The organism is Malaciobacter mytili LMG 24559 (assembly GCF_003346775.1).
In the GTDB taxonomy this organism is placed as follows: domain Bacteria; phylum Campylobacterota; class Campylobacteria; order Campylobacterales; family Arcobacteraceae; genus Malaciobacter; species Malaciobacter mytili.
The window spans coordinates 1,837,693-1,862,651 of record NZ_CP031219.1; the positions used below are offsets into that span (position 1 = coordinate 1,837,693).

Genomic DNA, 24,959 nt, shown 5'->3' on the forward strand with positions numbered 1-24,959 from the left:
TCAACTCTTTTTATCAAATTCCTTTGGAATAGAAAAATAAAAACCTTGAGAATACTTTATACCTAAACTTTTAACTTTTTCATAGATTTCTTTATTACATACATACTCTGCAATAACTTCTATATTTGCTTCTTTTGCAAACTGTACAATACTTTTCACAAGTAAAAAGGCGATTTTATCATCTAAAATCTTTTTAATAATTGTTCCATCAATTTTAATAAAATCACTATTTACTTCAGCAAGATAAATAAAGTTTGAATATCCACTTCCAAAATCATCAATATATATTTTATATCCCAATTGTTTTAATAATAAAATATTTTCTTTAGAATCTTTACAATTAATTAAATCTTCACTTTCTGATATTTCAATACCTAATCTATTTGAGATATTTGGTTTTGAAGCAAATCTTTTTAAAATATCTAAAACTGAATCATTTACAATATCTTGTGGATTTAAATTAACATTAATCATAATATTTGGTTCTTCTAAAAGTTTTTCAAAACAGATTTTTAAAACTCTTTTAGAGATATTTCTTAGTAAAAAAGTTCCTTTAATTACAGGTAAAATCTTATCAGGAGTAACAATATTTCCATTTTTATCAACTATTCTTAAAAGTGCTTCATATTGAGTATATTTTTCTTCTTCATCATTTACAATTTTTTGATAATAACAAATAACTCTTTTTTCTTCAATTGCTTCTTTTATCTCATTTATTGATAATAAACCATTATTATCATCAAATCTTTTATTTGTTTCATCATAGATTTGAATATTGTTTCTTCCTTTATTTTTTGCATTGTATAAAGCAATATCAGCAAGTTTAAAAGCTTGAGAAAAAGTTCTTGATTTATTTGGTTCTAAATTTACTCCAATTGAAACACTAACTTCTAAAACATCTTTTTTTGAAATATGGATTTTACTTTTTTGAATATTTGTAAAAATTCTTTCTATTACATTTAAAGCTATAAATCTATCTTCTCTTTTAACTTTTGCTAAGATTAAAAACTCTTCTCCACCATATCTTATTACAATATCTTCTTTTGCTCTAATTGAAGATAAAATAATATGAGAAATTTGTCTTAAAACCTTATCTCCTATATCATGTCCATAAGTATCATTTATCACTTTAAAATGGTCAATATCAATTGCACCAATTATATATTGGTCCAAATTTATAAAGGTTTCAAGTTCATGTAAATAGTTTCTATTATAAACATTTGTAAGCCTATCAATATAAGCACTTCTTTTTACAGATAAATATTTAATAGCTTGAATAATTAATACAATTAAAAAAAGTATTAAAATAGAGATAATTCCAATAATTCCATTTTTCATTAGTGTGATGATTTTATTTATCTCATCAAGCTTTTCTACAGAGAAATCTACAGCAAAAACCAACTCCACATTATCATTATTTAAAATAGGAACTAAATATGTTATTGATAATTGTTTTAGATATTTATTCTTAATTAAAGTAGGTTTTTTTGTAGTATAGATACTTAGCCATTTTTCATTATCTATGTCAAATTTTTGATTTATAAAAGCTTTATTTTCAGATTTTGCTCCATCTACTAAAAATCTAAAAACTCCTCTTTCATCTTTATACAAAAGATATACATACTTTATATTTTGAGTGATTAAAGCTTCTAGTTTTTCTTCTATATCTTTTTGTAAGGCTTCATTTTCTTTTATTTGAACATTATAACTTTTAGTCTTGTCTAACTGCCTATTTATAGTCTCTGCACTATTTTTAATAATAGAAATCACATCAGTAGTTGAGATTTCTACCATCTTCTTTTGAATAGTATTTTCAAGTTTTACAGTACCATACAATAAAAAAAGCAGTATAAAAGAAGCTACTACAACAAAAAAGATTAAAAACAATGAATTTTTAAAGAAAAAAACTTTTTTCATTAAAAATCCTCTATAAATTTTTGATAATTTTTTGGAAGAGAAATTTTTCTACTTTCTAATCTATTTTTAATAAAAACTATATTTGGTCTACTTTTAGTCCAGAAAAATGCACCAAAAAATTCCTCATTATTTAGTAATTTTTTATAATTGTTAGTAAAAAAATATTTATTTTTACCTTTACAAGGAACAAATGATTTATTTACTTTTTTTATAAAAACAAAATCTGAACTTTCACAAGTTTCACTTAACTTGAAAAATTTTGAATAAATTGATTTTTCATCTTCTGAAATATTTGGTATATATAATTTTATTTCTTCATTTTTAGAAATAAGTGAAGCAATATTGAAGATAATCTTTGCTTCTAATTCTATCTCTTTATTATATTTATTTACTAAAAAAGTATATTGACTTGATAAAACAGATGAAATAAGGATAAATAATAAAACTAATACTTTCATTAGAATACCCACTTCATAGAGATATTAAAAGCTCTACCATAATCTTCAAATGCAAAATCACTTCCAGGGAAACCATCTTTGTATAAAGATTGTGTTGATTTATCCAACACATTCATAGCTTTTGCACTAAATGATAAATCTTTTGTATAGTTATATGTAACACCAAAACTTAAATCAAAACTACTAGGAACTCTTACATCAAGGTATCTATATGAGTTTTTATATATTAAAGAAGTAAAATATTCAAATTTACCACTTTTGCTCATATATTTTAAATATCCACCTTTATTTGAATTATTTAAAGTTTCACTTAGCTTTGTTGTGTAGTAATTAAATTCTAATTTTTTATTATTTGAGAATAGATATTCATATAAAAATATTAAACCTTTTGTTTTTATAGTATGGTCAATATTTACAAAACCAACAGGTGTTAAATATACAAAATCTTCAATCTTTACATCATTGTATTTTAATCTACTCTTTGATTTTTCAGTAGTAAATACCCCTTCAATACTAAAAATCTTATATTTTTGAGAGTCTAAATAAATATCTTTTTTATCTACAAAATCAATATTATAAAAAGAAGGAGGAAGATAAGTTTTTGTATAAAATGTTTTTAATCCAAAGTTTTCAAAAGGAGTATAAATAAGCCCTACTCTATATAACTCTTCAGTTGTATCTTCTAAATAACCACTTCTTTGGTATCTATCAATTTTTGCATTTGTAATAAATGTCATATTGTCATTGAAATTATATTTATCTTGAAAAAGTAAAGAATATACCCTTTCTTGGTCAAAATCATGAAATTTACCTTGGTCTATCTCTTGATTTAAAAAATTTACTGTTTTTCTATTTTTTACTTTGTATTTTTTATTTGAAAAGTTAAAACCAAAAAGTAGTGAATTGTTTTCATATTCATAAGTTTTTGATAAATGCGCTTGCAATTTAGTAAATTTTAGATTTTCTTTAAACTCTTTTGGTAAAGTTTGTCCCATCTTAGTCAAATCTATTACTGGAACTAAACCTATGCCTTGGTCATTTTTTTCTGAATATTCTCTTTCATTTATATCAAAAGAAACTGAAGCCTTTAAAGACTCATCAGCTAAAAATTTTTTAGAAATATCTATAAATAAATCTTTTGATACAATTTCACCATCATTGGGAACAACATCCAAAGAAAGTCCCATAAAGTTGTCTTTTTTTACATCAGCATAACCAATATTGATATTTGTTGTATCGTTGTTTATATCAAAATATAAATATCTTCTTTTTGCATTATTTTGTAATGTTTGATTTTTATAAGTATCACTATCATAAATATTGCTATTTTTTACATAAGCTAAATATGACCATCCATTTTCAAAAACTTGAGAATGTATTAAAGACTGTTCATTTGAGCCTCTTTTTGAAAAGTCAGTTTGTAAAGTATTTCCATTTTCTTTGTAGGCTTTTTTAGTATAAATTCTAATAAAATAAATTCCTGTATCATTACCTAAAGAAAAAGAGCTTTCTCCATAATAAACTTCTATATAATCAACTATATCTAAAGGCAAATCTCCCCAAGATAAAAAAGGTGATTGAGTATGAACAGAAGAGATTTCATGGTCATTTATAAAAAACCTTACAAAACCACCAACTGTTGTCTTAGAGCCAGGAAGAGAGATACTTGGAACTCCATATCTATTTTGATTGTAATTTAATAAAGGTAATTCTTTTAAAATATCACTTAGTTTTGTATATTGCATAAGTTTAATATCTTTTTGAGAATAGATAAAAACATGTCCTAGATTTTCATCTACTGTTTTCAAAGACTCTTCACTACTATCTTGATAGTTTTCCAATAATGAGTCAATAGAAGTATTTGCAAATACACTATTTATAACAATAAAGAAAATGAATATAATTTTTTTCATCTAATACCTAATTTATAATTATTACAGTCTATATTATGTCATATCTTAACTAATAAATATAAAGAAATTAAGATATATTTTATACAAAATTATTAATTTAAGTTAATTATATTATTCTAAAGTCACTGAAAAGTCATTTAAAGTAATTTTTTTATAAAATAGCTTATAAAATTGGGTTTTTAAAGTTATTTAATATAAGCAAGTAAAGTAAAATTACTTGCTTATAAGGCTTTATCTTTTGTAATATGCAGTTATTGTTGATTTTTCTATTGTGTGTTGATTTATATAATAGCCTACTATTGCTGGAGTTGTATCTTTTGTTAAACCTAGTTTTTCCACATCAAGTGCATAGATTGTAAATTCATATTTGTGAGCTTTATCTCCAATTGGTGGACAAGCCCCTCCAAACCCTACTTTACCATAATCAGTAACACTTTGCACAATCTCTTTTGATTCTTTATTTCCAAAGCTTTCTTTTAACTCTTTTTTATCTTTTGGAATATCAAAAACAATCCAATGCCACCATCCTGAACCAGTAGGTGCATCGGGGTCATACATAGTAATAGCAAAAGATTTTGTCTTCTTTGGTGGATTTTCCCATGAAAGTTTAGGTGAAATATTTTCACCAGTACATCCAAAGCCATTAAAAACTTGCTTTATTCCCAATTGACCAGAGATTGTTTCACTTTTTAAAGTAAAACCTTGCGAAAATAAAAACGAACTACTTAAAACTAATACACTTAATGCTTTTTTCATTATTTCTCCTTTTTTTATAGTTTATAAAAAAAAGAAGATTTAAGCTATTGGAAAATATTTATTTTTTGTTGTTTTTTAACTGAGTTGGTGTTTGGCTATAATATTTTTTAAAAGTTTGAATAAACCAAGAAAGATTATCAAAGCCAGTTTGAATACAAACTTCACTTACATTCATATTTGTACTTTCAAGTAAAACTTTTGCTTTTTCTAATCTCTTTATAACTTGCCATTTTTTAGGAGTCATTTTAAAAACTTCTTTAAATTTTTTTCGAAATGAAACTTCTGGCATATTGAATTTATACGCTAAATCTAAAATATTATCTTCATATGTGAAATTTTTTTCTACTTCAATTTTAAAATAATTACTTTTATAAATAGAAGCTAAAAGGTTTATAAACTGTTCTTTTGAAGAACTATTTAAGATATTTAAAAAGGCTTCTTCTAACTTTAGTTTTATTAGCTCTTCTTTATTTTTTATATCTTTTAAAAAGTAGTTTTTTGTTGTATCTATTAAGTTTTCAAATTCAAAAGAACTATCTATTTTTAGGATATTTATCTCTTTTAAACTTTCATTTTTAAATGAAATATTATATTTTTTAATAAAATCTAATAAAAGACTATCTTCATATAAAAAAAGTAGCGATTCATAATACTCATCTAAAATCTCTGACATAATATAATTACCACTTCTTAAAAAAAGTATAGAGTCTTTATTTACTTGAATACTACTATTTTCAAAATGTAATAATTTTGTGCCTTTTATAACAAAAATTATAATATTGTTTTTAATATATACTTCATTTTTTATTTGGGGCTCTTTTTGAATATAATTGCAAAAAGATAAATTTTTAAATTTTATTAAATTTGGCTCTAAACATAAAGGCAACTCAATTTTCATACATCTTCCTAAACTACTCTAAACTATATGTCAAAATATTTTTTTATTATACTAGATATAAAATCAAATATCTAAATAAATGTTTTTTTGTGTGTTATTTAATTTTTTATAAAATAAATTATAGAATTCTTTCTTTTTAATTATTATTTCTTTTAAAAAAGTAAAATATTTACTCTAATTAAATAATAGCTTATCTATTGCCAAAAAATTATCAAATATGCATCAATTTAATTTAGATGTCTAAATAATGTCACTTAAGCCTTTGTAAAGTTATATGCAAATAGTATTAGAATATATTAATTTTCTTATGTTAGCTTTATAGTTAATAATATCAAATTACATAATTATTTTACTTTTAATAACAAAGGTTTTAGATGAAAAAGATATTGTCATTAGATTTAGGGATTACGTCAGTAGGTTATTCAATTTTAGATGAATTAGGAAATAATAAATATTCATTAATAGACTATGGAGTATTTATGTTTGATTCTCCATATGACAAAGATGGTAACTCTAAAAAATCAATACATGGTCAAAATACATCAACTAAAAAACTTTATAATCTAAAAAAAGAAAGGAAAAAAAATCTTGCACAACTTTTTGAAGATTTTAATTTAGATAAAAAAGATGATTTATTAAATCAAGAAAAGAAAAATTTATTTATAAATAAATGGGAACTAAGAGCTAAAAAAGTTTTTGAAGAAAAACTAACATATCAAGAATTATTTTCAGTTTTGTATTTAATTGCAAAACATAGAGGGTACAAATCTCTTGATACAGATGATTTACTTGAAGAATTTTGTGAAAAATTGGGATTAAATCAAGAAAATAAAAAAGAAAAAAAAGATGATGAGAAAGGCAAAATAAAACAGGCTCTAAAAACTATTGAAAATTTTAAAGTACAATTTCCTCAAAAAACGATACCTCAAATTATTTATGAAATTGAAATCCAAAAAGAAAACCCAACTTTTAGAAACCATGATAATTATAATTATATGATAAGACGAGAATATATAAATGAAGAGATTAAAACACTTATTTTGTCTCAAGAAAAATTTGGTCTATTTGATACTACTTTTGATACAAAACTTTTTATAGATAAGCTGATTAAAATAATAGATAATCAAAAAGATTCATCAAATGATTTATCACTATTTGCAAATTGCGAATATTTTAAAGAAGAAAAAGTTGCACATCAATTTTCACTCCTAGCTGATATTTATAAAATGTATCAAGCAATATCAAACATTACTTTTAATTCAAAGCCAAGTATTAAAATTTCTAAAGAACAAATAAAACAAATTGCAGAAAATTTTTTTGATAGACTAAAAAATGGAAAAAATATTTCAGATATAAAATATAAAGAAATAAGAAAAATATTAAAACTTGATGATAATATTAAAATTTTTGATAAAGAAGATAGTTATAAGTTAAAAGATAAAGTTCAAGATAATACTATAACAAAATTTCATTTTATTAATAATCTTTCCAAATATGATAAAAACTTTATTATTAATATTTTAAATAAATCTAATAAATATGAAATTATGAAAGAAATTTTTGATGTTTTAAGAGATGAAAAACAGCCAAAACCAATTTATGAAAAATTAAGTGTAGTATTTTCAAAATACAATCTAGTAAACGATGAATCTATAAAAAATAAAATAATCTTAGAACTAATAAAAAATAAAGTAGGTAAAAGCCTAAATATTTCCCATCTAGCTATGATAAATATAATTCCATTTTTTGAAGAAGGATTAACACTTGATGAGATTAAACAGAAATTAAATTTTAGTAGAGAAGAAGATTATTTATCATTTAAAAAAGGAATTAAGTATCTAAGTATTACTCAATTTGAAAAAGATGATAATTTAGAAATAAATAATCACCCAGTTAAATATGTAGTAAGTGCAGTATTAAGACTCATAAAACATCTTCATTCAATATATGGAATATTTGATGAAATAAGAGTTGAAAGTACAAGAGAACTAAGCCTTAATGAAGAATCAAGAAAAAATATCGATAGAGCCAATAGAGAAAATGAAGCAAAAATCAAAAATATTTTAGAAAATGAACAATATCAAGAAAAAGCTAAAGAGTATGGCAAAAATCTAGAAAAATATGTAAAAAAAATCATAATGTGGGAAGAACAAAATTTTATATGTCCATATTGCCAAACGAATAAAAGAGCAATTAGCTTTGAACAAATTATTAAAAATGAAGTAGATATAGACCATATTGTACCTCGAAGTTTAGGTGGACTTAGTGTAAAGCATAATTTGGTTTTAGTGCATAAAGATTGTAATGTTTCAAAATCTAACCAATTACCTTATAATTATTTAAAAAATAAAGAACAATATGAAAAAATAGTAGAAGATTTATTTTCTCAACATAAAATTTCATGGAAAAAAAGAAAAAATTTACTAGCAACAAATCTTGATGAAGTTTATAAAGATACTTTTGAAAGTAAACCTTTAAGAGCTACAAGTTATATAGAAGCTTTAACTGCACAAATTTTAAAAAGATATTATCCATTTCAAAACCAAACAAAAAATTCTATGGAAATAAGACATATTCAAGGTAGAGCAACTTCAAATATTAGAAAACTTTTAAATGTAAAAACAAAAGTCAGAGATACAAATATTCATCATGCAATTGATGCTATTTTAATTGGACTTACAAATAAATCTTGGCTTCAAAAACTCTCAAATACTTTTAGAGAAAATTTGGATGTAATTGATGATATGGCAAGAGAAAATATCAAAAAAACAATACCTCTTATTGAAGGGATTGAACCAAAAGAATTAATAGAAACAATAGAAGATAATTACAATATTTATGGTGAAGACTCAGTTTTTTATAAAGATATTTTTGGAAAAACAAAAGTTGTAAATTTTTGGGTATCTAAAAAACCCATGGTTTCAAAAATTCATAAAGATACTATTTATAGTAAAAAAGAAAATGATTTTTATACAGTAAAAGAAAATATTTTAAATAAATTTACTTCTTTGAAAATAACAAATACCACAAAACCAGACAAATTTTTTGAAGATTTTAAGAAAAATATATTAGAAAAAATGTATGTTTATATTACTAATCCAAATGATGTTATTTGTAAGATTGTAAAACATAGAGCAGATGAAATCAAAACACTATTGAACTCTTTTGAAAATATAGATAAAAAAGACAAAGAAGCACTTAGTGTTGCAAAACAAAAGCTTGATGAACTTATACATAAACCTTTATTGGATAATAACAACAAACCAATAAGAAAAGTTAAGTTTTATCAAAAAAATTTAACAGGTTTTGATGTAAGAGGAGGATTAGCTACAAAAGAGAAAACATTTATAGGATTTAAAGCTACTTTAGAAAATAATAAATTATCTTATAAAAGAATTGATTTATCAACTGCAAAAAAAATAAATAATAAGTTTGTAGTAGATAGTGATAATAGTTTTAAAGCTTTTAAAAATGATATTATATTTTTTATTTTTGCAAATGATAGCTATAAAGGTGGTAAAATTGTAAGTTTTTTAGAAGATAAAAAAATGGCTTCTTTTTCAAATCCTAGATTTCCTGCAAGTATAGGAAATCAACCTCACTTTTTTTTAACATTATTTAATGGTAAACCAAATAGTCATAAACAACATTATATAAATAAAGCTATTGGAATAATAAAATTAAATTTAGATGTTTTAGGCAATATTAAATCTTTACAAACAATTGGAAATATAGAAAGTGAGCTTTATACTTTTTTAAAAGGAATTAAAAATGGGATGGAAAGTAGTACATTTAACAAAAACTTGTAAAATAAAAGTAAAAGATGAAAATCTTTTGCTTTGTTTTAAGGAAGAAAGTAATTTAGAAGAAAATATAAAAGTGAGTATAAATGATATAGATTTTATACTTTTTGATAGTACAAAATTTTCTATAACTGGAAAAGCTATTGAATTATTAAATAAAAAAGGAGTTGCAACTCTTTTTATAGATGAAGAATTTCATCCCTCTTCTATTCTTATTCCATATCATACACATACACTTTTAACAGAAATGGCAAATATTCAAATATCAATAACTCAAGAATTTAAAGCTAAAGCTTGGCAAAATATCATAAAATCAAAAATTTCAAATCAATCAATAACTTTAAAATATTGGAATAAAAAAGAGTTTAATGAACTTGAAAGTTTAAGTAAAAAAGTTCAATTATTTGATAGCAATAATGATGAAGCACAAAGTGCTAGAATTTATTGGAAGTCACTTTTTGAAAATAAAACATTTAGACGAGAACAAGGAAGCGAAGATATTATAAATAGTATGCTTAATTATTCATATGCCATACTAAGAGCCACAATGGCAAGAAGTTTAAGTGTATCAGGGTTTTTACCTGTATTTGGAATTTGGCATCAAAATAGATACAATGCTTTTAATCTTGTAGATGATTTAATAGAACCTTTTAGGGCTTTTTGTGATTTACATATAAAAATACTACTAAATACTAAGTATTCTCAAAGTTTATACTTAAATATACCTATAAAAAGAGATTTAGTAAAACTATTGACTTTAGAATGTGTAAAAATAAATGGTGGAATATCAACACTAAGTAAAGCAATTGAAATATTTGTAAAAAATTATAAAAGAGCAGTTCTAAAAGATGATATATCATTAATTGTATTTCCAAGTATAAACGAGGATTTATTTAAAAATGAGTGCTTTTAAAACTATGTGGTTAATGATAATGTTTGATTTACCAACTAAAACAAAAAAAGATAGAAAGCGTTATAACTGGTTTCATGATGAACTTGAAAAAGAAGGTTTTATGATGTTGCAATATTCAATTTATGGTAAAATCTTTAGTTCTCCAGAAGCAGCAAGTTATGGAAGAAAAAGAATAAAAGAATTTATAAACAAAAATATAAAGAAAGGAAATATAAGAATGCTTATGTTTACAGATAAGCAATTTGCAAATATGGAAGTAATAATTGGACAAAAATCAGAAGAAGAGAAAAATGAACCAATACAATTATTATTGTTTTAATTTTAAATAAAAAGGGAGATAGAAAAACTATCTCCTAAAATCAACTACTATTAAAGTAGTCTTAGTTTAATACCCCTATTAAACTACTATGTGTTACAATTTATAAGTAGAATTTTATATTTTACTTGCTTAAAGTTTTATTATTAAAAAAAAATTAATAAAATCATAAATTTTTTAAATATTTTATCGGTTTTAATGCCCCTATAAACTACTATGCGTTACAATTGAACACAATATCACAAAAGATGAAATATAGTTTTAATGCCCCTATAAACTACTATGCGTTACAATACTGATAGTTTTTAATAACTGAAATATTTCGTTTTAATGCCCCTATAAACTACTATGCGTTACAATATTTACCTAAGTTTAAATATAGTGAAGCCTGTTTTAATGTCCCTATAAACTACTATGCGTTACAATTTTCAGCTTCTAAAGTCTCTTCAACTTCTTGTTTTAATACCCCTATAAACTACTATGCGTTACAATAATCGTGAAATGTTTTTTCGACAAAATATTGTTTTAATACCCCTATAAACTACTATGCGTTACAATCATCTTTATCAAGTGGCTTTTCTAGCCATTGTTTTAATACCCCTATAAACTACTATGCGTTACAATTGTGCATAACATAGCTTTGATTTACTGTGTGTTTTAATACCCCTATAAACTACTATGCGTTACAATAGTGTGTTTCACAAGCTCATCAATCATAGTGTTTTAATACCCCTATAAACTACTATGCGTTACAATTCCCTAAATCAGAATTAGAAAACTTTTCTAGTTTTAATACCCCTATAAACTACTATGCGTTACAATATTAATCAAATTTTCGTTGTCTAAGTTTAGGTTTTAATACCCCTATAAACTACTATGCGTTACAATTAAACCTAAATAGCCTAATCCAGCCTCTTTGTTTTAATACCCCTATAAACTACTATGCGTTACAATTGATTCTTGGGGGAAATGACAAAGAGATTGGTTTTAATACCCCTATAAACTACTATGCGTTACAATCTAAGCTTCACGATACAACTATTACAGCTAGTTTTAATACCCCTATAAACTACTATGCGTTACAATAATCAAAATAAAATGATGGGAGAAATTAGTGTTTTAATACCCCTATAAACTACTATGCGTTACAATAAAAATTGATTAAGTACATTTATAAAATTTGTTTTAATACCCCTATAAACTACTATGCGTTACAATAACTCAATTCTAAACCATATGGTCTTTGTTGTTTTAATACCCCTATAAACTACTATGCGTTACAATCAAAAGTTATGCAAATACAAGATTGATATTGTTTTAATACCCCTATAAACTACTATGCGTTACAATTGATGCTTCAACAAATGGTGATGCAATCTCAGTTTTAATACCCCTATAAACTACTATGCGTTACAATACCAAGATATAGAAATAGTGTATGAAAACTGTTTTAATACCCCTATAAACTACTATGCGTTACAATCGAAATAATTGTGAATAGCTATTGTTTTCTGTTTTAATACCCCTATAAACTACTATGCGTTACAATTAGCATTATCAAGGATACCAGAAACACTCTGTTTTAATACCCCTATAAACTACTATGCGTTACAATAATCAATATAAGGAGTACTCAAGAATGAGTGTTTTAATACCCCTATAAACTACTATGCGTTACAATTTTGATTTATGAGGTATGGCAAAGACTTTAGTTTTAATACCCCTATAAACTACTATGCGTTACAATAGCAAAAGCAAATGCAGAACAATCTATCTCGTTTTAATACCCCTATAAACTACTATACATTATGTTTTTATAAAATAAAGTATTTAAATTAGTGTTAGATTATTTTCTCCTGCCCAATTCTATAAAGAGCAAAATCATATTTTATAGGGTCGTTGTTATCAAACTCTTTTAGTTTTTCAGTCACTAAAAGTGCTGATTTTAAATCATAAGTTTTTCTATTTAGAAGTCCTAGTTTTTGTGAAACTTGAAAGGTATGAGTATCTAAAGGCAAGATTAAATCACTCTTATTTATGCCACTCCATAAACCTAAATCTAAGCTATCATTTCTTACCATCCATCTTAAAAACATATTCCATCTTTTATATGGAGCATTTCCTATTTCTTTTATATTATTATTTTTATCTCTTTTAAAAGCAGATGAGACTAAAAAAGTAAAGCCTTGAGAGTTATAATTTGAAACTTCATAAATCTTTTTTATAAGAAAATCAATACCTTCTAAAACATTATTTTCTTTTTTATAAGCAGATAAAAAAAGATTATTTAAACTATCCATTTGTTTTAATCTTTTAAAAGTTTTAAAAATAGTTTTTATATCTTCACTATTTTGAAACCTATAATAAAAACTATCTAAAGCTTTATTTATTTCTTGTTCACTTTGCTCTAAAAGGGAAAAATCCAAACTATCTAAAAACTTTACTATTAAAGAAGCCTTACCATATGCAAAAAGTGCACATAAAAGTATTATATACTCATCTTTATATCTACTTGCAACTAAAAGAGGGTCTGGTTTATCATATGTAAGTTCACAATCTTGATTTCTAGTACATACTTCATTATCTAAAAGTTCTTTTATATTCATTCTTTTCTAACCTAAAATTATTGATTTGGTATAATAGCAACAATTAAAAAAAAAGAGCGTTAAATGAAATTTGAAAATCTAAAAGAATTAATACAAAAAAGCAGATGCACAAGAAGATTTAAACCAAAAGAAATATCTATAAAAGAGTTAGAAGAGCTTGTAGATTTGGCAAGAGTAACTTCAAGTGCAAAAAATATGCAACCATTAAAATATATCTTAGTTACAAAAAAAGAGTTTGTAAAGCAACTTTCACAAACAGCCTTATGGGCTACACATCTTACAAACTGGACACAAAGTGAAGAGGAAAGACCTAGTGCTTACATTATTATGCTAAATGACAAAACAATAGATGGCTTTGCGATGTTTGATGCAGGGGTATCTTTTGAAGCTATAAGTTTAGGTGCAAAAGCAAAAGAGTTAAGTGTTTGTGCTTTGGCTTCCATAAACAAAGAAGTTTGTAAAGAGTTATTTAATCTTCCAGAACATTTAGAGGTTTTAATAGGTATTGCCATAGGAGAAGCAAAAGAGAAGATAAAACTTGTAAAAGTTGAAAATAACAATACAAACTATTATAGAGATGAAGAAGATATACATTGTGTTCCTAAAAGAGATTTAGAAGAGTTAATCATAGGAAAATACAAATGAAAAATATTTTAATAACAGGTTGTTCTTCTGGAATAGGATTTGAAACTGCAAAAGTTTTAAAAGAAGCAGGATTTAAAGTCTATGCAACAGCAAGAAAAGAAGAAGATGTAGAAAGATTAAAAGAGTTAGGTTTTATCTCATACTTACTTGATGTTACAAAAAAAGAGCAAATTAGTGAAGTTTTAGAACTAATTTTAAAAGAAGATAAAAAACTAGATGCAGTTTTTAATAATGCCGGATTTGGACAACCAGGCGCTGTTGAAGATATAAGTTCTGAAGTTTTAAAACAGCAGTTTGAGACAAATTTATTTGGTTTACATGAAGTTACTTTTCAAACAATGAAAATCTTTAGAAAACAAGGCTATGGTAAGATTATACAACATAGTTCAGTCTTAGGAATAATCTCTTTAAAATTTAGAGGAGCATACAATGCAAGTAAATATGCTATTGAAGGACTTGCAGATACTTTAAGACAAGAAGTTATGGGAAGTGATATAACTATAAGTACTATAAATACTGGGCCTGTTACTTCTAAATTTAGAGAAAATGCCTTAAAAAATTTTAGAAAAAATATAGATATTGAAAATAGTTATTTTACAACAACATATAAAAATGAATTAAAACAAAGACTTGAAACTACTGAAGATAAAGCACTATTTAATCTTCCTGCAACTTCCGTTGCTAAGGTTGTTTTACAAATAATGAATAGCAAAAAACCAAAGCCTAGATATTATATAACAAAAGCTACGCATATTTTGGGTTTTGCAAAAAGAGTATTAAGTACAAGTTTACTAGATAAGCTTTTAAATAAAATATAGCACTAATTTTTAGTGCTATTATTAAAAAAAATAGACTTCATTAAAAGGAATAGCTTTTGAGTAATAAAACCCTTGGATTATATCTATTTTTATACTCTTTAAAAAATCAACATCCTCTTTTGTCTCTACCCCTTCACTAATAAGTGTATAATTTAAATGTTGACACATTTTTGCAATATCTTTATATAAAATTTTACCTTTTGAGGTAGTTATATTATCCAATAAGGTTTTATCTAGTTTTATAATATTTGCAGGCAAGATATGTAAATATTGCAAAGAAGAAAAGCCTGTACCAAAGTCATCAATACTAATAGCAAAACCATTAGCTTTTAATTTCAATATATTTTTCATAAACTTACAGTGTTCACTTGCAAAAGTTCTTTCTAGGATTTCTATTTCAACATTTTTATTTTTAAGTTTTCTAATTATTTTATTTATAATATATTCATTACTAATAGATTCAGGAGATAAATTTATACTAATTCTTGGGAAAAATGATTTTTTATGCCATTTTTCTAAATCTTGCAAAACTTGATTTATAACCCATAAATCAATTACAAAATTATAGCCTGCCTTTTCAATTTGTGAGATAAAGTATGGTCCTACAATTTTATTATCTTTGGTTTTAAACCTTAAAAGAGCTTCAAAGCCATAACATTGATCATTTTTAATATCTATTTTAGGTTGATAATACAACAATAAATCACCAGAAATTAAATCTTCTACCATTTTATGTGTATTTGATTTTTCTTTTATTATTTCTGCTTGTGTTTTAAAAAAACTTATCTCTTCTATAATATCTACTTGATCTTTTATATTAAATTTCTCTTTTAGTTTTTTTGTATTATTATTTAATTCTTGAGATTGGTCATAGAGCTTTAAAAAAGGTAAATATACAAATACACCAACTATTAAATTAAATAATTGTAAAAAAACAAATATGTATGATTGCGCATTCCCTAACAAATATCCACTTACAAAAATAGGAGTAGTCCAAGATAAAATATAGTCACTTTCAGGAATAGCAAAAAAAGAAAAAACTAAATATGAAGTAAAAAAGTTAATAATAGGAAGAAGTAAAAAAGGTATTAATAATGTAAAATTCATAATAATTGGTAAACCAAATAATAGTATTTCATTTATATTAAAAATTGCAAAAGGAAATGAGATAAATGATATTTTTCTATTATGATGATTTTTTGATTTAAGTATTATTGCAATAATTAAAGATAAAGTTGAACCAGCTCCACCAAATACCAAAAAACTATAAATAAAAGTTTCAGATGTTAAATTTTGAAAAATTTCTTGTTGAGAATAAGATAAATCAGCAAAAATATTATAAATATGAGTTCCATGAATACCTGTAAGCCACCAAATAATATGTGTTGTAATAACTTGTATAAAAGTCTTAATTTCAATTGAAAAATTTTCAGTTATAGAAAGAAAAAACTTTTCAAGTATTATTTGTAAAAATTCACTTATATAAGGGATTAGAAAAGTTAAAAAAAGATAGACTATTAAAATTGGAATTAAAGAATTAACTACAATTTTTAACTGATTACTAATAATATAATTTTCTTTAATTATTTTAAGACTTTTTATTTTATATAAATAGATATATAAATATGTACTTATTATAGGAATAAAAAAAGCATATATTTCCATATGATGATTATAGTAAAGCTGATTATTCTCTATAACCCAAGCAAATTTTATAAAAACTAGTAAAGAAATACAAATACTAATAAATCTACTTATATGATAATTATTTGCCAAATAATAAGATATTGCAATTATTAAAAAAATAGGGAAAAGATATGAAAAAGTATTTGAAATATGAAGAAAAGATTTTATTACTATATTATTTGTATTTGCATCTATATTAAAAACATTAATAAATAATATACCTAAAGAAGAAATAATATAAAAAGGTACAATATCTAAAAAGGCTTCCTTTAATGAAAGATGTAATAAGTTATTTGAAATTTTCATTTTTTTCCTTTTACTTGGAAAAGAATAACATAAAAAAATAAATTATTAATTAATTATTTAATTTAGTATAGTTTAAAAAAAAGGGGAACAAAAGTTCCCCTTAATATTAAGCTTCTGTATTTAAAAATGGTTTTCCATAAAATCTTATAGTTAAAGCTATTACAAGTAAACCAATAGGTAATAAAATTGTAGCAGAGTATCCTAAAGCAGCAGGAATAAATCCAAAAACAATAGAAACTACACCTACAAATAAGGCATAAGGTAATTGAGTTGATATGTGATCCATATGGTCACAACTTGCCCCCATTGAAGATAAAATAGATGTATCAGAAATAGGAGAACAATGATCTCCAAAAATAGCACCTGTTAAAACTGCCCCAATATTTAAGATAATATAATCACTTAAAGCAGTTGGTTCTAATCCCACATGAATACCAATTGCATTTGCTAAAGGAATTGTTAGAGGCATAAGGATTCCCATTGTTCCATAAGAAGTACCAGTAGAAAAAGAGATAACTGAACCTAAAATAAAAATAATTGAAGGTAAAATAAACTGAGGTGTACTATCAGATAATAAAGAAACTAAATATGTAGAAGTTCCTAAATCTTTTATTACAGAAGAAATAGACCAAGCTAAGATTAGAATTACTGCTGTAATAACTAAAGCCTTAACTCCAAATACCCAAGTTTCTAAAGCTTCATTTAAATCAAATATTTTTTGTTGCATACCCATACCAATAGCTACAATTGAAGCAAATAAAGCAGCTTCAAAAAGAACAATAGAAGCATCAGCAGCACCAAAACAATCCCTAATAGAACTAAATGAGTATGGATTTGCTTCAACAGCTTTTAAAGCTTCACCTTCAAGTGAATGTAAACCATTGAAATAAAATCCAATAAAAGCAACAATAATTAAAACAGAAATAGGAATAATTGCATTCCACATTGAATATTCTACATTTTTTTTAGGAGCCATAGTAGAAGATTCTTGATTTAAGTGTTCTTCTTGTCTTTTGTGTTTTGATACTTTTCCTGTTGAAGCAGCTCTAATAGCAGCTGTTCTCATAGGACCAAATTCTCTTAAAAAATATGCTGAGAAAAATACAAATGCTAACATTAAAATATTGTAAAATCTATAAGGAATAGTCTCAACAAAAATAGCATAAGCATTTATTTCTGGTTGCCCTATCATACTATAAGCATCTTTAATTAAAGAGATTTCATAACCAATCCAAGTAGAAATAAGAGCAATACCAGCAATAGGAGCAGCAGTAGCATCAATAACAAAAGCAAGTTTTTCCCTTGCAATTCTTAGCTTATCAGTTACAGGTCTCATAATAGGACCAATAATTAATGAGTTTGCATAATCATCAAAAAAGATAAAAAATCCCATTAACCAAGTATAAATCTGTGCACTTGCAGGAGATTTCGCCTTAGTAGCAAGCTTTTGTGCAATAGCTCTTGGCCCTCCCATTTTTGTAATAACTGCTATTAATCCTCCAATAGTTAAAACTTGAAGAATAATTCCCGCATTCCAAGAGTCGGCCATTGAACCAATCATTTTTCTAACCACATCTACAAAAGCACCTGCAAATGCAACAAATACACTACCATCAACAATATTTACCATAAATGTTCCAGTAAAAATCCCCATAAATAAAGAGAAAATTACATTTCTCGTAATAAAAGCTAAAACAATTGCAACTAAAGGAGGAAGAAGGGTTAAACTTCCAAAAAGTTCTGCATTTGCTTTAGCATCTGCTAGTAACATTAGGGGTAAAAACGTTACAAACAGTAAACTTTTAGCTAATCTATTCAAAATAAAAACTCCACATAAAAAATTTCTAGATTTTAGCATAAAAATCATTTAATAATAATTTATAAGTTACAGTTTGTTATATGGATACTTTAATTTTACTAAATCTCAAATTAGCTACTATTGATAAAAATATTTTATTAAAGCAAAAAGCTATTAAAGTATATGAAAGAAGACTAATTTATTGAATATCTTTTGCATTTGCTTTTTGTTGGATAAAATCTGAGATTTGAATTAAACAAAAAGTAATTAAAAATATCATTAATCCTGGGAAAAAACTAACCCACCAAGCAATATCTATTACAGCCCTTCCATCACTTAATAAGCTCCCCCATGACATATTTGGTGGATTTATCCCAAGTCCTAAAAAAGAAAGTCCAGACTCAGCTAAAATTGCTCCTCCAACAGAAAAAGTAAAAGACATAAGAAAAATAGGTGCTAAAAGTGGAGCAAAATATTTAAATATTATTTTAAAGTTTGAAACATTTGCAAGTTTTAAAACCTTGATATAAGGTTTATTTGAAATGGCAAAACTCTCACTTCTAATAAGTCTAGCCATACTCATCCAGCCTGTTATAGAAATAACAATAATCAAAATAACAGAAGAAGCTTGAATATATGATACCAAAGCTAAAAGTAAAAAGAATGTGGGAAAAGTTAAAAATAAATCAATTAAAATAGTAATTGTTTTATCTATTTTACCTTTAAAAAACCCTGCATTAATACCTATAAAAAGTCCTATAATTGAACTAATAACAGCAGATAAAAAACCTATAATTAAAGAAGTTTGTCCACCTTGTAAAACTCTTGCTAAAACATCTCTTCCCAATCTATCAGTACCTAAAGGATGAGCAAGGGAAGGAGAGGATAAAATAGCATTTGGATTTAAATCATAAGGTGATACTGTATAAAAAAGTGGCATTAAAAAGATAATTAATACTAAACTAATAATTAAATATAACGCCACTTTAAACATAATTCTTAACTTTTATATTTATAATAAGATAGTGAACTTTTACCAAACTTTTTAGTTTTATATAAGGCAAACTTTCCAAGCTCTTCTGGTATCTCTAAAGTACTTACATGTTCAAAAGTAATTAAAAAAACATTGTCATTTTCTATTTTTCTTACAATTTCAAATGATTTTTCATAAATATCTTCCATTCCATCTCTATAATCAAAAGGAGGATCAATATAAATAACTAACTCATCACTTGAATTTTTTAAACTATTTAAAATAATAGGCAATTGAGTAAAAGTATCCCCATAAAAAGTCTGGCATTTTTCATTTTCTATTGCTTTACAATTTCTTGTTAAAATATTATATGAATTTTTATCAATCTCAACAAAATATGCCCTTTTTACACCTCTACTTACAGCTTCTAGACCAATACTTCCACTTCCTGCAAAAGCTTCAACAAAAAGCTTATCACAAACATCAAATTGCAAAACATTAAAAAAAGACTCTTTTAATCTTGCTTTTGAACTTCTTGTTACTTCTAAAGAAGGTAGCTCAATTTTTTTACCTTTATATTTTCCTGCAATTATTTGTGTAGTTAATATTTTTTTTTTCATAATTTTTAAAACTTTTTTTTGATTTGATAAATGAAATTATAATACTTTATTGTTAAACTCACGTTAATAATCAATTAATTAAGGTTAAGAAAGATGTATTATAATTTCAAAAAAATAAGGAGGAATTATGAAACAAAATAAAAAACTCTCTGTAAGACTTAGAGAGTGGCATAGGGATTTAGGGTATTTAGTAATAGGAATAACTATTATTTATTCATTATCAGGAATTGTTTTATCTTTTAGAGATTTACATTTATTTGAAAAAGAGTATGTTTTAAATGCAAAAATAGAAAAAAATCTTCAAAAAGAGCAATTAAAAGATAAAATTATTTCTGTATATGCACAAAATGAGCAAAAAAAACAGTTACCTACACATATTGTTAAAAAATCAGTTTTAGATAACTTTGAAGAATTAGAAGAGAATAATGAATTTATCAAATATCAAATTTCAAGAAAAAAAGATATGAAATTTATAACATATTATAAAAACTCAGGGGAGCTTATCTACTCAATTAGTGGTTATCCTTCATTTATACAAGTTTTTATAGATTCACATAAATCTTCAAGTAAAGATAGATGGTCATATTTAGCTTTAGCTTATTCTGTTATACTATTTTTCTTAGCAATATCAGCTATTTTTATGGTAAAAGGAAAATATGGGTTTAAACAAAGGGGTGTTTATTTAACTTTAGCAGGTATTGGATTAGTAGTATTATTTTTATATATTTAATCTTATGCTTTCGCATAAGATTAAATATTATCTAGCATAACTTTCAGCTCTTATTTCTCTAATTACATTTACTTTAATTTCACCAGGATATTGAACTTTTGCTTCAATATCTTGAGCAATTTCATTTGCTAATAGAACTGCTTCATCATCATTTACTAACTCAGCTTTTACTATAACTCTAACTTCTCTTCCTGCATTAATAGCAAAGGCATTTAAAACTCCTGTTTTACTTGTAGAGATGTTTTCAACTTCTTCTACTCTTTTTAAGAAGCTTTCTAATACTTCTCTTCTAGCCCCTGGTCTTGCTGCACTTAAAGCATCAGCTGCACATACAGCTGCACTTTCTACATTTATAGGTTCTTCATGTCCATGATGAGCATAAATAGCATTTATAACTGTGTCACTTTCATCATATCTTCTACACATTTCAGCACCTAAGTGTACATGTGAGCCTGGCATTTCATGAGTTAATGCTTTTCCTATATCATGTAAAAGACCAGCTCGTCTTGCTAAAATAGGATCTCCTCCCATTTGAGCTGCTAAAAGTCCAGCTAAATGAGCCACTTCTAAAGTATGTTTTAAAGCATTTTGCCCATAAGAAGCCCTATATCTTAATCTTCCAACAAGTTTTATAAGTTCTGGATGCATTGAACCAATACCTAGTTCTAATACAACATCTTCACCCTCTTTTTGGATATTTTTATCAAACTCTGCTTTAACTTTTTTATAAATTTCTTCAATTCTTGCAGGTTGTATTCTTCCATCTTCTAATAACTCTTCAATAGTTTTAGTAGCAATTGCTCTTCTATATAGGTTAAAAGATGAAATTGTAATTGTATTTGGTGTATCATCAATAATAATATCAACACCTAAAAGCATCTCTAATGCTTTTATATTTCTTCCTTCTTTACCAATAATCTTCCCCTTAGTCTCCTCATCACTTAATGGTAAGTTATTAATAAGTCTTTCTGCTGCAAATTCTCCTGCATACCTAGTAACAGCTTGAGATAACATATTATTTATCTCTTCTTTAGATTTTTGTTCAGCAGCTTTATATTTTTTTCTAAAAATTGATGCAATTTGAGCCCTACTATCCTCTTTTACTTTTTCAAGCATAAGCTCTTTTGCTTCTTCAATAGTAAGCCCAGAAGCATTTTCTAAAACTTTTATAGCTTTAGCAATTTTTTCTTCATAAGTTTTTTGTTGTCTTTTTAATCCATCTTTAATAGTGGTAATTTTTTGATTTTTTTCTACTATTTCAGCTTTTTGTTCTTTTATAATTCTTAATTCTGATTCAAGATGTTTATTTAACTCTTTTTCCTTTTTCTCTATTTGAAAAAGCATCTCATCATACTCTTTTTTTGCCGTCCTAAACTCTTTATCATAATCTCTTTTAGCCTTAATTTGAGCATCTTTTAAAATTACTTCTGCTTCATGCTCAATTATTTTAGCTTTAGCTTTTGCTTGCTCGATTAAGATATCAAATTTTGCACTATATAACTTTTTAACTATTAGTATACTAATCAATGAACTTAGTAGTGCAGTTATAACACCAACTAAAATTGATTCCATCATTAATTCCATATTCAAAACCTTAATTTGTAATTATATAATCAGCTTGAATATCGTAATCATTAGATAATATTTTTGACGTTTTACAAAGTTTAAGTTGAGTAAAAATTATAGTAGGAGAATAATTTAATCTGTAAAAAAACCTATCATACATACCTTTTCCAAACCCTATTCTTTTGCATAGTCCATCTACTCCTACAACAGGAACTATTGCTAAATCAATCTTTTTAGGTTTTAAAGTTGAGTAATTAGGTTCTTTTATACCAAATTTTTTCCTTTTTAATGGTAATCTATACTTTACACTTTTAAAACTATCCCCTATCATAAATGGAACATAAACTTCACACTCCCTCTCTTTGCGAAGTTTATTTATCAATGGTTTTACATCTACTTCCATTCCCATTGGAATATATAAAAGTACACTTTTTGGTTTGTACTCTTTTATAAATTTATATAATTTTATTACTACTTTTTTGTCTTTATATAACTTTGAAAAACGACTTTCAAATTCTAATCTTTTAATACACGATTTTCTAAAATCACGTTTGTGACTCTCTTCCATATTTAAGCCTTACTTGGATAAAATTCATACCCAGCAAATAATTTTACCAAAAGGAATTAAAATGCAGTTTAAGAAAATAGCATTTCTTTCAATTTTATTAACACTTTTTATTACTGGTTGTAGTGATTCAAAAGTTGAAGAGGAAGGTAAAACTACTGCTGAAAAGATACAAAGAAAAACAGAATTTAATTTACAAAAGCTTGATGGAACTACTATAACAGTTAAAAAACAAGAAGAAAACCTTATTTTTATGGGCTTAGAAAATAAAGTGATTTTACTAAACTTCTTTACAACTTGGTGTCCACCTTGTAAAGCTGAAATACCTCATTTAAATAATTTAAAAGATAAATATCCAAATGATATAGAAATTATTGCAGTTAGTTTAGCGCAAGAAGATGGCAATCTTCCTACAAATGATATTTTACAAACATTTAAAGAAGAATTTAATATTAAATACCAACTTGTAAATAGTGCAGAAAATTATGAACTTGCAAAAGAAATGGGAGGAATAAGAACAATTCCTACTATGTTTTTATTTAACCCAAAGGGTGAATTAAAGCAAAAATATATTGGTATAGTTCCAGAAGAGATGTTAGAGACTGATATTAATAAAGAACTTGGGAAAAAGTAATGTTTAATTTTTTTAAAAAGAAAAAAGAAGAACCAAAAATTGAAGAAGAAGCTTTAATACAAGAAGAATTAAAGCCAATTGAAAAAACAGAACAAAAGCCTGTTTTAGAAGAAAAAATTATAGAAGAAGTTAAGCCAAAAGAAGAGAAAAAAAGTTTCTTTTCAAAGGCTTTAGAAAAAACTTTTGCAAATATTAAAGCAGTTGTTCCTCAAAAAAAAGAGAAAATTAGTTTTGAGGATATTGAAGAGCTTTTAATAGAAGCTGATGTTGAGTATGAAATTATAGAAAAAGCCATGGATGGACTACCTGAACTAATTACAAGAAAACAGTTAAGACATAGACTTGTAATGCTTTTTGAACATGCTCCAAATGTTGATATGTCAAATCTTCCAAAACCTTTTGTAAGACTTATTATTGGAGTTAATGGAGCTGGGAAGACTACAACTATTGCAAAATTAGCAAATAAAAGTAAAAAAGAAGGTAAAAGTGTAGTATTAGGTGCTGGAGATACTTTTAGAGCAGCAGCTATTGAACAACTTGCAACTTGGGCAGAAAAAATTGATGTTCCTATTATAAAAACAAGACAAGGGCATGATCCAAGTGCAGTTGCATTTGATACTATTTCTTCAGCAGTTGCTAAAAATATTGATAATGTAATTATTGATACAGCAGGAAGATTACAAACACAAACAAATTTAAATAATGAACTTAAAAAAATAGTTAAAGTTTGTAGTAAAGCAATGGAAGGCGCACCACATCAAAAACTACTTATTATTGATGGGACACAAGGAAACTCTGCAATTGCACAAGCAAAAGCTTTCAATGAAATGGTACAAGTTGATGGTATTATTGTAACAAAGCTTGATGGAACTGCAAAAGGTGGAGCTTTATTTTCTATTTCAAATCAATTAGAGCTTCCAATTTTTTATGTGGGAGTTGGAGAAAAACAAGAGGACTTAATAGAGTTTAGTCCTGATGAATTTGTTGATAGCTTATTAGACGAAATTTATACTTCTGATAAATAATTCTAAAAAAGAG

The 24,959-nt window shown here is 25.3% G+C and carries 20 protein-coding genes and 1 CRISPR repeat array; of the genes, 8 read left to right on the forward strand and 12 right to left on the reverse strand.

Features of this window, described 5'->3' with window-relative positions:
* The 5 genes from AMYT_RS09040 to AMYT_RS09060 all read right to left on the reverse strand — a co-directional run bounded on the left by AMYT_RS09040 (position 1) and on the right by AMYT_RS09060 (position 5,942).
* A complete protein-coding gene (locus AMYT_RS09040; RefSeq protein WP_114842225.1) occupies positions 1–1,917 on the reverse strand; it encodes an EAL domain-containing protein in 1,917 nt (638 codons plus the stop codon).
* A complete protein-coding gene (locus AMYT_RS09045) occupies positions 1,917–2,375 on the reverse strand; it encodes a hypothetical protein (protein ID WP_114842226.1) in 459 nt (152 codons plus the stop codon). The genes AMYT_RS09040 and AMYT_RS09045 overlap by 1 nt, the downstream gene beginning before the upstream one ends.
* Positions 2,375–4,288 carry a TonB-dependent receptor plug domain-containing protein gene (locus AMYT_RS09050; RefSeq protein ID WP_114842227.1) on the reverse strand — a complete coding sequence of 638 codons (1,914 nt, stop codon included), beginning with the start codon at positions 4,286–4,288 and terminating at the stop codon, positions 2,375–2,377. The genes AMYT_RS09045 and AMYT_RS09050 overlap by 1 nt, the downstream gene beginning before the upstream one ends.
* Positions 4,289–4,519: 231 nt before the next feature.
* Complete coding sequence (locus tag AMYT_RS09055; RefSeq protein ID WP_114842228.1) at positions 4,520–5,044, reverse strand: YbhB/YbcL family Raf kinase inhibitor-like protein; 525 nt, start codon at positions 5,042–5,044, stop codon at positions 4,520–4,522.
* Between the two features lie 58 nt (positions 5,045–5,102).
* Positions 5,103–5,942: a helix-turn-helix domain-containing protein gene (locus AMYT_RS09060; RefSeq protein ID WP_114842229.1), complete on the reverse strand. Its 840-nt coding sequence runs from the start codon at positions 5,940–5,942 to the stop codon at positions 5,103–5,105.
* Between the two features lie 374 nt (positions 5,943–6,316).
* Between AMYT_RS09060 and cas9 the strand changes: the two genes are divergently transcribed.
* From cas9 to cas2, 3 genes are read left to right on the forward strand one after another with little or no spacing between them, the layout of a single operon-like run.
* Entirely contained in the window at positions 6,317–9,751 is a 3,435-nt protein-coding gene (cas9, locus tag AMYT_RS09065; RefSeq protein WP_114842230.1) for a type II CRISPR RNA-guided endonuclease Cas9, read from the forward strand.
* Positions 9,714–10,658: a type II CRISPR-associated endonuclease Cas1 gene (cas1, locus tag AMYT_RS09070; RefSeq protein ID WP_114842231.1), complete on the forward strand. Its 945-nt coding sequence runs from the start codon at positions 9,714–9,716 to the stop codon at positions 10,656–10,658. Before cas9 ends, cas1 begins: the two co-directional genes overlap by 38 nt.
* Positions 10,645–10,977: a CRISPR-associated endonuclease Cas2 gene (gene cas2 / locus AMYT_RS09075; RefSeq protein WP_114842232.1), complete on the forward strand. Its 333-nt coding sequence runs from the start codon at positions 10,645–10,647 to the stop codon at positions 10,975–10,977. Before cas1 ends, cas2 begins: the two co-directional genes overlap by 14 nt.
* A 189-nt stretch (positions 10,978–11,166) precedes the next feature.
* A CRISPR array of direct repeats spans positions 11,167–12,787; the repeat unit is 36 nt; unit sequence GTTTTAATACCCCTATAAACTACTATGCGTTACAAT.
* 28 nt (positions 12,788–12,815) lie between these two features.
* On the opposite strand, the gene AMYT_RS09080 is transcribed toward cas2, so the two are convergent.
* Positions 12,816–13,580, reverse strand: coding sequence for a TIGR02757 family protein (locus AMYT_RS09080; protein WP_114842233.1), 765 nt, complete (start codon positions 13,578–13,580; stop codon positions 12,816–12,818).
* Between the two features lie 63 nt (positions 13,581–13,643).
* Between AMYT_RS09080 and AMYT_RS09085 the strand changes: the two genes are divergently transcribed.
* Both AMYT_RS09085 and AMYT_RS09090 read left to right on the forward strand, forming a co-directional pair.
* Complete coding sequence (locus AMYT_RS09085; RefSeq protein ID WP_114842234.1) at positions 13,644–14,225, forward strand: nitroreductase family protein; 582 nt, start codon at positions 13,644–13,646, stop codon at positions 14,223–14,225.
* The gene (locus AMYT_RS09090) at positions 14,222–15,043 is read left to right on the forward strand and encodes an SDR family NAD(P)-dependent oxidoreductase (protein ID WP_114842235.1); all 822 of its coding nucleotides are present in this window, start codon (positions 14,222–14,224) and stop codon (positions 15,041–15,043) included. Before AMYT_RS09085 ends, AMYT_RS09090 begins: the two co-directional genes overlap by 4 nt.
* Before the next feature lie 21 nt (positions 15,044–15,064).
* Here the strand turns inward: AMYT_RS09090 and AMYT_RS09095 are convergent, their stop codons facing one another.
* The 4 genes from AMYT_RS09095 to rsmD form a co-directional block, all read right to left on the reverse strand.
* On the reverse strand, positions 15,065–17,035 hold the full coding sequence (locus tag AMYT_RS09095) for an EAL domain-containing protein (RefSeq protein WP_114842236.1): 1,971 nt from the start codon (positions 17,033–17,035) through the stop codon (positions 15,065–15,067).
* Positions 17,036–17,141: 106 nt separating this feature from the next.
* On the reverse strand, positions 17,142–18,806 hold the full coding sequence (locus tag AMYT_RS09100) for a Na+/H+ antiporter NhaC family protein (protein ID WP_228197855.1): 1,665 nt from the start codon (positions 18,804–18,806) through the stop codon (positions 17,142–17,144).
* Between the two features lie 226 nt (positions 18,807–19,032).
* Positions 19,033–19,827, reverse strand: coding sequence for an ABC transporter permease (locus tag AMYT_RS09105; RefSeq protein WP_114842238.1), 795 nt, complete (start codon positions 19,825–19,827; stop codon positions 19,033–19,035).
* A 5-nt stretch (positions 19,828–19,832) separates the two neighbouring features.
* Positions 19,833–20,426 (reverse strand): 16S rRNA (guanine(966)-N(2))-methyltransferase RsmD, encoded by a 594-nt coding sequence (rsmD, locus tag AMYT_RS09110; protein WP_114842239.1) that lies wholly within the window; start codon positions 20,424–20,426, stop codon positions 19,833–19,835.
* Between the two features lie 127 nt (positions 20,427–20,553).
* Between rsmD and AMYT_RS09115 the strand changes: the two genes are divergently transcribed.
* Entirely contained in the window at positions 20,554–21,156 is a 603-nt protein-coding gene (locus tag AMYT_RS09115; RefSeq protein WP_114842240.1) for a hypothetical protein, read from the forward strand.
* 27 nt (positions 21,157–21,183) lie between these two features.
* Here the strand turns inward: AMYT_RS09115 and rny are convergent, their stop codons facing one another.
* Complete coding sequence (gene rny / locus AMYT_RS09120) at positions 21,184–22,728, reverse strand: ribonuclease Y (RefSeq protein WP_114843178.1); 1,545 nt, start codon at positions 22,726–22,728, stop codon at positions 21,184–21,186.
* A gap of 22 nt (positions 22,729–22,750) precedes the next feature.
* Positions 22,751–23,290: a 5-formyltetrahydrofolate cyclo-ligase gene (locus tag AMYT_RS09125; RefSeq protein ID WP_114842241.1), complete on the reverse strand. Its 540-nt coding sequence runs from the start codon at positions 23,288–23,290 to the stop codon at positions 22,751–22,753.
* A 61-nt stretch (positions 23,291–23,351) separates the two neighbouring features.
* Here AMYT_RS09125 and AMYT_RS09130 point away from each other — a divergent pair, with 61 nt between their 5' ends.
* Together AMYT_RS09130 and ftsY are read left to right on the forward strand one after the other, a co-directional pair.
* Entirely contained in the window at positions 23,352–23,921 is a 570-nt protein-coding gene (locus AMYT_RS09130) for a TlpA family protein disulfide reductase (protein WP_114842242.1), read from the forward strand.
* Complete coding sequence (ftsY, locus tag AMYT_RS09135) at positions 23,921–24,946, forward strand: signal recognition particle-docking protein FtsY (protein ID WP_114842243.1); 1,026 nt, start codon at positions 23,921–23,923, stop codon at positions 24,944–24,946. The genes AMYT_RS09130 and ftsY overlap by 1 nt, the downstream gene beginning before the upstream one ends.
* The last annotated feature ends 13 nt before the right edge of the window (positions 24,947–24,959 follow it).